This window comes from Nocardia sp. GP40 (assembly GCF_050434125.1).
Classification (GTDB): Bacteria; Actinomycetota; Actinomycetes; order Mycobacteriales; family Mycobacteriaceae; genus Nocardia; species Nocardia albiluteola.
The window spans coordinates 322,077-334,275 of the sequence record NZ_JBNPVW010000005.1; the positions used below are offsets into that span (position 1 = coordinate 322,077).

The window sequence follows — 12,199 nt, forward strand, 5'->3', positions numbered from 1 at the left end:
ATCCATGGTGTTCAGCCGCGTTGCGCGAGGAAAGCGACCTGAACCTCGTCACCGGTGCGGACCTCGGTGACATCGGGCTCCAGGACTATCAGGCCGTTCGCCTCGGCCAGGGTGGACAGCAGATGCGACGAGCCGTTCACTCCGAGCGGTTGCACCAGATAGTCGCCGGTCTGCTCGTCGCGCATCAACTGGGCCCGCAGATAGCCGCGCCGGCTCGCCATGGAGCTGATCGGCATGATGGTGCGCGCCCGCACGATTCGCCGCATCGGATGGCGCCGGCCCAGGGCGATGCGGATCAGCGGCCGCACCATCACCTCGAAAACCACCAGCGCGCCAACGGGATTCGATGGCAGCAGGAAGGTCGGCACCTCGTCGCGGCCCAGCCGGCCGAAACCCTGCACCGACCCGGGATGCATTGCCACACGGTCGATCTCGAGCTCGCCCAGACCCTCGAGCGCCTCGCGGATCTGCGCCGAGGCCCACCCGCCGACCGCACCCGCGATCACCACGACCTCCGAACGAACCAGCTGCCCCTCCACCACATCGCGCAGCCGTCCCGGATCGGCGCTGACGATCCCCACCCGGTTCACATCCGCGCCGGCGTCGCGCGCCGCGGCCGCGAGCGCGTAGGAATTCACGTCGTACACCTGGCCCGGACCGGGTGTGCGATCGATGTCGACGAGCTCCCCGCCGATCGAGATCACCGACAGCCGCGGGCGCGGATGCACCAGCACCTTGTCCCGGCCCACCGCGGCAAGCAGGCCCACCTGCGCCGCGCCGATGATGGTGCCCGCGCGCACCGCGACATCACCCGGCTGCACGTCGTCGCCGATGCGCCGCACGTAATCGCCCGTGCGGACCGGCTCGTAAACCTTGATGCGGGCGCGCCCGCCGTCGGTGAAGTCCAGCGGCAATACGGCATCGGCCAGGGTGGGCAGCGGCGCGCCGGTGTCGACCCGCACGGTCTGACGGGGCTGCAGCCGGATCGGCTGCCGCGACCCCGCCTCGACCTCGCCCACCACAGGCAGCGTCAGATCGACGGGATCGCCTGCCTCGTCCCGGATGTCGGCCCCCGCGCCCTGCACATCCACGCTGCGCACCGCGTAGCCGTCGATCGCCGCCTGGTCGAAACCGGGCAGCGGGCGCTCGGTGACCACATCCTCGGCACACAGCAGGCCCTGGGCCTCGGAGATCGCGACCCGGACCGGCCGCGGCGCAACGGCCGCCGCGGTCACCTTGATCTGCTGATCCTCCACCGAGCGCATGCAGCCCTTCCTACTCTCTCCGTCTCCAATACGGCGATCCCGCCGGTCCCGGCCGGTTTCGCCGCAGGCTGCCGCAGCGCTCGCCGGATCTACTCCGACGAGGTCCGCTGTGGATCCCAGTCGGGACCCAGGCGCCGTTGCAGCCACTCGCGCAGAGCGGGACCGTATTCTTCCCGCTCCAAAGCGAAATCGACCGCAGCTCGAAGATAACCGCCCGGGTTGCCCAGGTCGTGGCGCGACCCACGGTGCACCACAACATGAACCGGATGCCCCTCGGAGATCAACAGCGAAATCGCATCGGTGAGCTGCAATTCGCCGCCGGCGCCGGGCTCGATGCGGCGCAGCGCGTCGAAGACCGCGCGATCGAGCAGATAGCGTCCGGCCGCGGCGTAGGTCGAGGGCGCGTCGGCCAGATCGGGCTTCTCCACCATGCCGTTGACGCGCAGCACATTCGGATTGGCGGCGTCGGGCACCGTCGCGACATCGAAGACGCCGTACGCGCTGACCTCGTCCTTGGGCACGTCGATCGCGCAGAGCACCGATCCCCCGCGCTTGCGCCGCACCCGGCTCATCACGTCCAGCACGCCCGAGGGCAGCACCAGATCGTCGGGCAGCAGCACCGCGATCGCATCCTCGTCGGGATCCAGGGCCTGCTCGGCCTGCGCCACCGCGTGCCCGAGGCCCAGCGGCTCCTCCTGGATGACCGAGGTGACATCGAGCAGCCCGGGCGCCTTGCGCACCTTCTCCAGCAGCTGGAACTTCCCGCGCTCGGCGAGGGTGCCCTCGAGCACCAGATCCTCGACGAAGTGCGCGACGACGCCGTCCTTACCGGGCGAGGTCACGATCACCAGGCGGGCGGCCCCCGATTCGGCGGCCTCGGCGGCGACCAGCTCGATACCGGGCGTGTCCACAACCGGCAGCAGTTCCTTCGGGACGGTCTTGGTCGCCGGCAGAAACCGCGTCCCGAGTCCGGCCGCGGGCACCACCGCGGTACGGAAGCAGGACACCGGACCACCCGTCCGACCGTCGCTCACGGAATCGCTGCGCGATGCTGTCATAAAGCACACCCTATCCATCAGTCCTGTCGGCCGGACCGGCTTCGCTCGGCCCCGGCACACGGGGAAGCCTAGGCGGCGACCCGCACGGCCGCGCGGTGAGACGCACCCCGGGCGGTCCAGCCGATTTCGCCGCCACCCAGCATGCTTGCAGCAATTCCCCGTCACACCGAATCGGAAACCACGGCTACGCTCGTGCAGAGCGAACGTAACCGGAGGCGACACGAGCGGAGCGGAGGCCGGGATCACCGTGGACAGCGCAGTTCATCCGAACAAACAGGACTGGCGCGCCGAGTTGCTGGCCCGCCGCGCCACCCTGGACCCGGCCGTGCGGGAGGCCGAGGCGACGGCCCTGGCCGCGACGCTGGCCCGGCTCCCCCTGGCCGCGGCGGGCGACATCTGGGTGGCCGCGTACGTGCCGGTGCGCGGCGAGCCCGGCTCGACGGCGATGCTCGACGAGCTGCGCGCCGCCGGGGCCCGGATACTGCTGCCACTGACCGGCCCGCCCGGGCCGCTGGACTGGGCCGAATACACCGGCAAGCAGGGCCTGCAGCGCGCCCGCTACGGGCTGCGGGAACCGTCGGGGGCCAGACTGTCGCCGGCCGCGGTCGGCTGGGCGCACACGATTCTGGTGCCCGCACTGGCCGTGGACCGCCGCGGCGTCCGGATGGGCCGCGGCGCCGGATACTACGACCGGACGCTGCCCGCGGCCCGGCCCGGGGCCCGGCTGATCGCGGTGGTCCGCGACGAGGAAGTACTGGACCTGCTGCCCGAGGAACCGCACGACGTCCGCATGGGCTGGGCGCTGACGCCCGGGGCGGGCCTCACCCAGCTGGGCTGACTGTGACCCGTAAGCTCCGCCACCATCCCCCGCTGACCGGGAATTATCCGCCGATTGGCATCGTTGGCACTGTCGGCTGTAGAGTGCTAACGACGGAGACTGTGGAGGTTCCTGTGCCTACTTACTCGTACCAGTGCACGCAGTGCGGCGATAAGTTCGACATCATCCAGTCGTTTTCCGACGACACCCTGACCGTGTGCGAGAAGTGCGACGGCAAGCTGCGCAAGCTCTTCAACTCGGTCGGCATCGTCTTCAAGGGCAGCGGCTTCTACCGCACCGACAGCCGGGGCGGCTCGAGCACGGCCAGCGAGCCCGCCAAGGCCGAATCGTCGTCGAGCAGCTCCTCCTCCAACGGCTCCTCGAGCAGCTCCTCCTCGAGTTCGGCGTCGAGCAGCACGTCGTCGAGCAGCAGCAACACCGCAAGCAACTCGGCCGCCTGAGCGGCCCGGCGAGGTGTCATAGCCCTCGACCGACCGGTGCTGGGCGCTCCGAGCGCGCACATCCCCATCGAACACGGACAGTACTCGCGCGGACTCCGGTGGATTGCGCCTGCGCGCGAGTTGTCCACAGCTCTCACGTTATCCACAGTCCGATGTCGACCAGCGTTTTCCTGAGCCGCGGCGAGCGCGCCCGGCCGTAGCGTGCCGGGCATGACCAAGCGCATGCCGAGCATCCATCGCCTGGGCGCGGACCGCGGCGGGGACCGCGACCTGGGTCGCGCGCCGCGCTGGGAAGCGCTGCTCGACCGGCGCCCGGCCTGGGCCGATGCGGTGCTGGCCCGCCGGATCCTCGCCGCCGCCCTCACCGCGCTGGCCGGATACCTGCTTCTCCGCGGCGATCCGGCGTCCCATCGCATCCCGGCCGTCGTGGCCGCGCACGATCTCGCGCCCGGTCAGACGATCGTCGCGGCCGACCTGCGCCGCGCCGAATTCGCCGCGGGCACACTGCCGGCCGGGGCCCTGCACGAACTCGCCCCGCTCGAGGGCGCCACCCTCACCACCGCCATGCGCGCCGGGGAGATCTTCACCGACGTGCGGATCGTCGGCCCGCGCCTCGCGGCCGCCGCGACAGGGGTGGCCGGTGCCCGGATCGTGCCGATTCGCCTGGCCGACAACGCCGTAGCCGACATCCTGCGGTCGGGAGACCGGGTCGACGTGGTCGCCGCCGACCCCGAGTCCGCGGTGTCCGCGCCGCAACCCCTGGCCGTCGGCGCGGTCGTCGTGTCGGTCCCGGGCGGCGAGAAGTCCGGGCGGGAGCGCGCGAGTCCGGACAGATCCGGGGCCGCGAGCGAGCGCATCGTGCTGATCGCCCTGGATTCCGCACACGCCACAACGGTCGCCGCCGCATCCCTGCGTACCGCGCTCACCGTGGTTTTTCAGTAGAGTTCATCCCGATTGCCAAGTATTTGCCGCATGATCATCTAGCATCCTCGACACCCGGCCCAACGCGGGCGCCCCACGCCATGACGAGAGGTTTCGGCGCGAAGCGGGTGAACCAGATGAGACAGGAGCAGCAATGCTGAAGGGTTTCAAGGACTTTCTACTCCGGGGGAATGTGCTCGATCTGGCGGTCGCGGTCGTGATGGGTGCGGCATTCACCGCGATCGTCAAGGCATTCTCCGACGGCATTATCACGCCGTTGATCAATATCTTCGGCGGCACGGGCGATCTGGGCCTGGGATTCCGGCTCGTCTCCGACAAACCCGCGACCTATGTGGCGATGGGACCGATCATCACCGCCGCGATCAACTTCGTCCTCATCGCACTCGTGGTGTATTTCGTCCTGGTACTTCCGGCCTCCCACGCCAGGAAGCGCTGGGGTAAGGCGGAAGATCCGGAGGCCACCGAAATCGCGCGGCTGACCGAGATTCGCGATCTGCTCGCCGAGGGCAATCAGGGCTCGGGCGGACGTCACGAGTTCTGAGCCACGCGGCAGCCGGTAAGCGGTGGGCCCGGCGCACACGGCACCGGGCCCACCCTCCTACCGAGTTCCCGTGATTCCAGCGAAGGGGATGCCGGAATCAATTCCCTTGGCCCCGGCCGCAATTGGCCGGAGCGGGATCAGCTGGTCCGATCAGCCGAGGCTGAACGGGGCGCCCCAGAGGGTCACCCAGCCCTGGATGGTGGAGGAGTTGATTTCGTAGCTGACGAACGAACGCGCCTGGGCGTACCCGCCGCAGCCGGTCAGGCCGATCGTCTCGTCCTTCCACGACACCGAGGCGTCGTTACCGGTGAAGGACGTGTGGGTCGAGTGGTGGTCCTGACCGAAGTCGTCCTTCTTCTCGATGTCGAGAATGTAGAACGCCTGCGCCTGGCCGGGGCCGAGGCTCAGGTTGCCGCCGGTACTAACACCCGCGGACGGGGTGACCTTGCCCGAGCTGTCCCAGCTGCCACCGACGCTCGGAGAGGCGTTGACGCCACCGCCGGCGATGTTGACCTGGCAGCCCACCACGTAGCCCGGATAGATGGCGCCGCCGTTGACCGAGGAGTCACCGGTCAGGTGGACGTGCGCCGAACCGGACACCCATGCGTTGCGGTGCACGGGGGTCGAGCCCATCGACGGGTTGATGTTGGCCGACTCGTGGTCCAGCCAGCCGTGCACCTGGGTGCCGTCGGAGAAGGTCTGCACGACGTTGCCGCCCGGCAGCGGCACGAAGGTGTCGGCGTTGGCCGCACCGGTGGAGAACAGGCCGAGAGCGGCGGTGGCGACAGCACCGACGCCGGCCGCGCGGGCCAAGGTCTTACGGATGTCCATGTTTGTTTCCCTCGAGGGTGAATCGCTATGCGCGAGAATGGGTTCGCTGAACGGCCACGTCAGCCGATGCTGAACGGCTGCCCGTAGAGCGTGGTCTTCGAGTAGTTGTTGCCGACAACTTCGACAACCGTGTACGCACGCGCCTGGGCATAGCCCGCGCAACCCTGGATGTTCATCTCCGCGTCCTGGTAGTCGACGCCCCAGTGGCCCGGGTGGGTGATGTCCATGTCATCGATCTGGACGAACTTCACCTGGCCGGGGCCCAGGTTCAGGCCGATCGAGCCACCGACGTTGGCGCTGGTCAGGCTGACGCTTCCCGAGATGCCCGCCGAGATCGCGTCGGTGCCGATGTTGACCTGGCAGCCGACGATGTATCCGGTGTTGATCTGGGAGCTGCCGTGGGTGGACGAATTGTTCGACCCCGGCGTATTCAGCTGGCCGTTGTTCGGGCCGACAGTGGTTTTGGGTGCGTTCGGCACATCGGCCTCGGCGCGACCAGAGACCCAGACAGTACGGCCGGCACCGTTGGCTGCCAGGGATGGCGAAATGGTCGCGTGCTCGCCGAAGCGGTGGATGACAACTCCATCGGCTCCCTGCGTCGTACCGTCCGGCAACGGTACGAAGGTGTCTGCGTTGGCAGCACCGGTCGAAAGCAGTCCGATCGCAACGGCCGCCGCCGCGCCAATGCCCGCGACCCGGGCACCGCGACGCACACCGCTGGTGCGGTTCTCGCTCATACTTCCCCTCATCAGGTTAATGCAGGCAGCCTCGACCACCGAAGCTGCAGTTCAGCCTCGACTATCAACGCTGGGCGTTTCGGCATCGACCACCGATGACGGCGTCCCCAGCCTCGACGTCCGAGGCTGTTCTCAACCCCGACCACCGGGGTTGAAATCACGGTTCGGGTAAGACCCCAACTCGGCCTTGCAACGGAGTGTTGCCGTCGTGTAACCGACAGCAAATCCCGCCGCATTCGGCAGACCGATTTGACGGAACCGGGCCACGTTCCGCCGGATCCGACGCCGAAGCGTCATCTCCGGGCCTTGGAGAACCGCTGGTGGTACAGCCCAAAGGCGAACATTAAACGCAGTAGCAACCGGCTGACAACGTAAGCAGACGTAAACACGATGTGATCTAAATCACATCAAGAATCCGGCGAATTCACGACAACGCCAAAAACACTGTGAGCGTTCGGAAAAGAGAAAGGTCGCGAGTTACGGCTCGAGTACGTCATCGCGACGCATATGTGATGGGGAGTGACTCACCCGTGATGCGGGGGCACCTGCGCCCGCAACCAATCGTCCGAGGAGTTCTGCGACGAGGCGGATTCTCCCTCGGGGCCGCGTTCGTCAGTGGTGGTTTGCGGAAGGGTATCGCCGAATATGCGCGCCAGGCGCGCGGCTTCGGCCGCCGCGGCACGCGCGGCACCCCCCGCCCGGGCCTCGGTGGCCCGGCGGGGGGGCTTCTCGTCGTCGTGCGGGGGCGTACTCACTCGTCCAATCCGGACAGCTCGTCGATGACGCGGCTGGCGAGCGGGCCGAGGGTGGCCATGCCATCGCGCACCGCGGCGCGGCTGCCCGGCAGGTTGACCACCAGCGTGCTACCCGAGATGCCCGCCAGCCCGCGGGACAGGCCCGCATCGAGCGAACCGGCCGACAGGCCCGACGCGCGCAGCGCCTCGCTGATGCCGGGCAGCTCGCGGTCCAGCACCTCGGAGGTGGCCTCGGGGGTGACATCGCGCGGGGACATGCCGGTGCCGCCGACCGAGATCACCAGATCGACGCCGCCGATGACGGCGGTGTTCAGGGCATTGCGGATCTCGACCTCGTCGGCGGCGACCAGCACGGTGGCATCGACCAGGAATCCGGCCTCCGACAGCAGCTCGACCACCAGCGGACCGATCGAATCGGTCCCCCCGTGGGCGGAACGGTCGTCCACAACCACCACAAGCGCACGGCCCGCCACAGGGGCATCCATTTCCATGCCGCTAACCGTAGCGTCCAGCGGTGACAAGGACCCAGTTCCCCCGGAGTCCCGGCGGCGGTCCCCCAGCAGGGTCAGGGGGCGGGTGCGGCGCTCGGTCATCGCCCACCGTCCGCGGGCGCGCCGGCGAGGGTCACCTGGACGGTCTTGGGGTTCTGACCGTTGGTGTCGGTATAGGTCACCGAGACCTTTTCGCCCGGCTGATGCGAGCGCACCGCGGCGACGAGCGCGTCACCGCTGTCGATGACCTGATCGTCGAGCTTGGTGACGACCACTCCCGCCGGAATACCGGCCTTGGCCGCGGGGCCGTCGGCGGTCACGTCCTTGACGACCGCACCGCTGGTCCCGACGTTGCCCGGCGCCTGGTTCAGCACGGACATGCCGATCTGGGCGTAGGTCGCGTGCCCGGTCTTGGTCAGCTGGTCGGCCACGCGGCGGGCCTGATCGACCGGAATCGCGAAGCCGAGCCCGATCGATCCGCTCTGCTGGCTGCCGTCGGCCGAGCCGCCCAGCGTCGCGATCGCGGTGTTGATGCCGATCAGCTTGCCGTTCATGTCCACCAGCGCACCGCCGGAGTTACCCGGATTGATCGGCGCGTCGGTTTGCACGGCGGAGATCACCGTGCCGGTGCCGCCGGACTCGCCGCTGGTGGACACCGGCCGGTTCAGCGCCGAGACGATGCCGGTGGTCACGGTGCCGGCCAGCCCGAGCGGGGAGCCGACCGCGACGACCGGCTGGCCGACCTGCAGATCCCTGGAGGTACCCAGGTCGATCGGCGTCAGGCCGGACTTGTTGGCGGCCTTGATGACCGCGATGTCGGAGACCGGATCCACGCCGACGACCGAGGCCGTGGCGGTGCTGCCGTCCTTGAACTGCACCTGCATCTTGGCGTTGGCGCCCGCGCCGCTGGCGACGTGGTTGTTGGTCAGGATCAGGCCGTCGGAGGACAGGATGACCCCCGAGCCCTCGCCCTCGGTCCGGTCGCCGACCACCTTGATCATGACCACGCTGGGCAGCACCTTCTGCGCCACCGCCTGCACCGAACCGGCGGGCGCGGTCACCGAGGCGTTCCTCGCGTTGGAAGACGGGCCGTCCAGGGCGTTGGTGGCGGAGGATCCGCTGCCCGAGTTGGCGACCAGCGCGCCGACCGCGCCGCCCACTCCGCCCGCCACCAGGGCCAGCGCCAGGGCGGCGGCGATCAGGCCGCCCCGGCCACGCGGCGGCTTGGTGGCGGTCGTCGTCGCATAGGGCGCGGCGGCGAAGGCGCCGGTGTTGTTCGGATCGGACGCGTAGGGGGCGCCGGGCACGGCCTGGAAGGACCCGCTGGGCGGCTGCTGGCCGCCGCCGTACGCGTGCGGGTACGGCGGCATCGGGGTGGTGTGCTGGGTGGGCGTCTCGCGCGGCGCCCAGGCCATGTACTCCGGGGGCACCGCGCCCTGCCCGGTGAACTGCTCGGTCGGGTACTGCGGACGCGGGTAGGACCCCCCTGGCGCCCCCGGGACCGGCGGCTGCGGGGCGAACGGCCCAGCCCCGGCACCCGGCGCCGCGGAATACGGTTCGGAAGGAGCCGCGGGAGGCACAGGCACGGCACCGGAAGGCTGGGGCACGGCCGCGGGAGGCTGAGGCAGGCCCGCGGGAGGCTGCTGCGGATCCGGGCTGTCCTTCGGGTCCTGGGTCATTTCTCTCTTTCTCCTCACGTCTGCCGACCAGCGTGGTTACCTCTACTGAGAGCGGACTGAGACGTGCCTATCAGTTCACCATCAGTTCACCGGGATTCGCGGATGGTCCGCTCTCCCCCGGCAGGACGATACGGATGAGCGCACCGCCGCGATCGGATGTGTCGATTGTGATGGTTCCGCCGTGTTTGGTCACGACCTGTTTGACGATGGCCAGGCCCAGGCCCGAACCGGGCATCGACCGCGAGGCCGTGGTCCGGTAGAAACGCTCGAAAACCAGCTCCCTCTCGGCGGGCGCAATACCCGGCCCCGCATCGTCTACGGCGAATTCCAGGAGCCCGGGCCCGGTTTCGCGCATGCTCACCCGGACCTGTTCCCCCTCCGGACTCCATTTCGCGGCATTGTCGAGCACATTCAGGATCGCACGCTCGAGCCCGGCCTCGTGACCATAGACGAACCACGGGCGCAGGTCCCCCACGAATTCCACCGTGGTGCGCCGCCGCCGCGCCCGTTCGAGCGCCCGCGCGGCCACGTCGCCGATATCGATCTGGTCGTAGACCGCCTCGGGGGCATCCTCCCGCGCGAGGTCCACCAGATCGCCCACCAGCGTGGACAATTCCTCGATCTGGGCCATGACGTCGGCCTGCAGTTCGGCCATGTCCTGCTCGGGTATGTGCGGCGCGCCGGGGCGGGACGAGGCGATCAGCAGCTCCATATTGGTGCGCAGCGAGGTCAGCGGGGTGCGCAGCTCGTGCCCCGCGTCGGCCACCAGACGGCCCTGCCGATCCCGGGATTCGGTCAGCGCGCGCAGCATGGAATTGAAACTCTCGGTGAGCCTGGCCAATTCGTCGTCGCCGGTGACCGGGATCGGCGCGAGGTCGTCCGTGCGGGCGATCCGCTCGGTGGCCGCGGTCAACCGCGCGATCGGCCGTAATCCGGTGCGGCCCACCGCGGCCCCGGCGGCCGCGGCCGCCACGACACCGCAGATGCCGACCACGAACAGCAGCCAGGCCAGGCGGTTCAGCACCTCCTGCGTCGGCTGCAGTCGCTGCGAGATCACCAGGGTCGCACCGCTCTTCATGCGCTCGGCCAGCACCCGCTGGTTGGCGGCGGTGCGCAGCGAGAACGAGGACTGGCCCTTGGCCACCGCCATCTCCGGCGCCCCGACCGGCGGATCGGTCGGCTGCGGCGGCACGTACGGCGGGTACATGTCCGGGAAGATCAGCGCGATCCCGATGTCGTTGGAGTACAGGCTGCCGATCGCCAGGGTCGGCAGAATCCCGAGGCTGTCGAGGTTCTGGCTGATCATCACCTCCGCGCGCGCCTTCAGCTGCTGATCGACGTCGGAGTACAGCGACCGGGCCACCATCGCGTAGGCGGCGATGGAGGTCAGGGCCACCGCGATCGCCACCACCGAGGCGGCCAGCAGCGTGACCCTCCAGCGCAGCGAGACCGATCTGGTCAGCGGCATCGGGGGGCGCAAATCGTGCGGGTCGGCGCGCTGGGCGACCCCGGCGACGCCGTGCCCCGCCGCGCCGTCGCGCCCGCGCCCGGTCGTCTCCCGCGACCGCCTTTCCGAGCGGCCGTTCCCGCCGCGCCCGGTCGTACCCCGCCCGGCCGGACCGTGCCCCTTGGCGCCGAGTCCGGTCGGGTGCGGAACATTCCTTCCCACGATGTCGAACACTCCTACGGCGGCGTCTCGCGCAGCACGTATCCGACGCCACGCACGGTATGGATCAGGCGGGGCTCCCCCTCGGCCTCGGTTTTACGCCGCAGATATCCGATATACACCTCGAGCGCATTGCCGGAGGTGGGGAAGTCGTATCCCCAGACCTCCTCGAGAATTCGGCTGCGGGTAAGCACCCGGCGCGGATTGGCCATCAGCATCTCCAGGAGTGAGAACTCCGTGCGCGTCAGGCTGATGGCGCGCTCGCCCCGCGAAACCTCCCGGGTGATCGGGTCCAGCGACAGATCGGCGAACGTCATCGTCTCCGAAGCCTCGGCGGCCGGGTCGGCGATGGTGCGGCGCAGCAGGGCGCGCAGGCGGGCGAGCAACTCCTCGAGCGCGAACGGCTTGGGCAGGTAGTCGTCGGCGCCCGCGTCCAGCCCGGCGACCCGCTCCGAGACCGAATCGCGTGCGGTCAGAACGAGTATCGGCAGGTCGTCGCCGGTGCTGCGGAGCCGGCGGCACACCTCGAGGCCGTCCAGGCGGGGCATCATCACATCGAGCACGAGCGCGTCGGGACGCTGCAGCGTCACCTTGTCCAGGGCGTCGACGCCGTCGACGGCGAGCTCGACCGTGTAGCCGTTGAAGGTCAGCGACCGCCGCAGTGATTCCCGCACCGCGCGGTCGTCGTCGACTACCAGAATGCGCATGAGATCCAGTTTGACCGCACCGACTGAGAGTCCACTGAGAAGACCCACTCCGACACGCCGGAGCACCGCGAGCCTATGACCAGTCGCTTTGCCCGGTTACGTGCGCCGTGCACGAAACATGTTGCGCGCGGCGGAATTAAACAATGGGAATACGCGGCCCGGGTCCGAATTGCCGTCACCAACTTCACACGGTATGTTGCCTGCCGTAAAAGAAGACCTGCAGTCGGTTCTCCGCCGGTTGGACCCGTA

At 69.2% G+C, this 12,199-nt stretch carries 13 protein-coding genes; 4 read left to right on the forward strand and 9 right to left on the reverse strand.

All coding sequences use genetic code 11. The features are described 5' to 3' along the window. Nucleotides 1-11 precede the first annotated feature (11 nt). Both glp and ABH933_RS17995 read right to left on the reverse strand, forming a co-directional pair. Nucleotides 12-1,265 carry a molybdotransferase-like divisome protein Glp gene (glp, locus tag ABH933_RS17990; protein ID WP_429420509.1) on the reverse strand — a complete coding sequence of 418 codons (1,254 nt, stop codon included), beginning with the start codon at nt 1,263-1,265 and terminating at the stop codon, nt 12-14. An 89-nt stretch (nt 1,266-1,354) separates the two neighbouring features. Further along, nucleotides 1,355-2,323 carry a UTP--glucose-1-phosphate uridylyltransferase gene (locus ABH933_RS17995; RefSeq protein WP_429420506.1) on the reverse strand — a complete coding sequence of 323 codons (969 nt, stop codon included), beginning with the start codon at nt 2,321-2,323 and terminating at the stop codon, nt 1,355-1,357. 247 nt (nt 2,324-2,570) lie between these two features. On the opposite strand from ABH933_RS17995, the gene ABH933_RS18000 reads away from it, so the two are divergent. The 4 genes from ABH933_RS18000 (at nt 2,571) to mscL (ending at nt 5,084) form a co-directional block, all read left to right on the forward strand. After that, the gene (locus ABH933_RS18000; protein WP_372451949.1) at nt 2,571-3,161 is read left to right on the forward strand and encodes a 5-formyltetrahydrofolate cyclo-ligase; all 591 of its coding nucleotides are present in this window, start codon (nt 2,571-2,573) and stop codon (nt 3,159-3,161) included. 113 nt (nt 3,162-3,274) lie between these two features. Next, complete coding sequence (locus tag ABH933_RS18005) at nt 3,275-3,601, forward strand: FmdB family zinc ribbon protein (RefSeq protein WP_429420503.1); 327 nt, start codon at nt 3,275-3,277, stop codon at nt 3,599-3,601. A 222-nt stretch (nt 3,602-3,823) separates the two neighbouring features. Then, nucleotides 3,824-4,543, forward strand: coding sequence for an SAF domain-containing protein (locus tag ABH933_RS18010; RefSeq protein WP_429420868.1), 720 nt, complete (start codon nt 3,824-3,826; stop codon nt 4,541-4,543). 133 nt (nt 4,544-4,676) lie between these two features. Continuing rightward, nucleotides 4,677-5,084 carry a large conductance mechanosensitive channel protein MscL gene (mscL, locus tag ABH933_RS18015; protein WP_429420501.1) on the forward strand — a complete coding sequence of 136 codons (408 nt, stop codon included), beginning with the start codon at nt 4,677-4,679 and terminating at the stop codon, nt 5,082-5,084. Between the two features lie 150 nt (nt 5,085-5,234). On the opposite strand, the gene ABH933_RS18020 is transcribed toward mscL, so the two are convergent. From ABH933_RS18020 to ABH933_RS18050, 7 genes are all read right to left on the reverse strand, one after another. Then, entirely contained in the window at nt 5,235-5,915 is a 681-nt protein-coding gene (locus ABH933_RS18020; protein ID WP_429420499.1) for an MspA family porin, read from the reverse strand. A 59-nt stretch (nt 5,916-5,974) separates the two neighbouring features. Further along, a complete protein-coding gene (locus ABH933_RS18025) occupies nt 5,975-6,652 on the reverse strand; it encodes an MspA family porin (protein ID WP_429420497.1) in 678 nt (225 codons plus the stop codon). A 524-nt stretch (nt 6,653-7,176) separates the two neighbouring features. Then, nucleotides 7,177-7,407, reverse strand: a complete 231-nt coding sequence (locus ABH933_RS18030) for a hypothetical protein (protein ID WP_429420494.1) — start codon at nt 7,405-7,407, stop codon at nt 7,177-7,179. Next, nucleotides 7,404-7,898: a MogA/MoaB family molybdenum cofactor biosynthesis protein gene (locus tag ABH933_RS18035; RefSeq protein WP_215916356.1), complete on the reverse strand. Its 495-nt coding sequence runs from the start codon at nt 7,896-7,898 to the stop codon at nt 7,404-7,406. Before ABH933_RS18035 ends, ABH933_RS18030 begins: the two co-directional genes overlap by 4 nt. Nucleotides 7,899-7,996: 98 nt before the next feature. After that, nucleotides 7,997-9,577, reverse strand: a complete 1,581-nt coding sequence (locus ABH933_RS18040) for a trypsin-like peptidase domain-containing protein (protein WP_429420491.1) — start codon at nt 9,575-9,577, stop codon at nt 7,997-7,999. A 70-nt stretch (nt 9,578-9,647) separates the two neighbouring features. Further along, on the reverse strand, nt 9,648-11,045 hold the full coding sequence (locus ABH933_RS18045; RefSeq protein WP_215916680.1) for a sensor histidine kinase: 1,398 nt from the start codon (nt 11,043-11,045) through the stop codon (nt 9,648-9,650). Nucleotides 11,046-11,260: 215 nt separating this feature from the next. Continuing rightward, nucleotides 11,261-11,950, reverse strand: coding sequence for a response regulator transcription factor (locus ABH933_RS18050; protein WP_215916354.1), 690 nt, complete (start codon nt 11,948-11,950; stop codon nt 11,261-11,263). Nucleotides 11,951-12,199 lie beyond the last annotated feature (249 nt).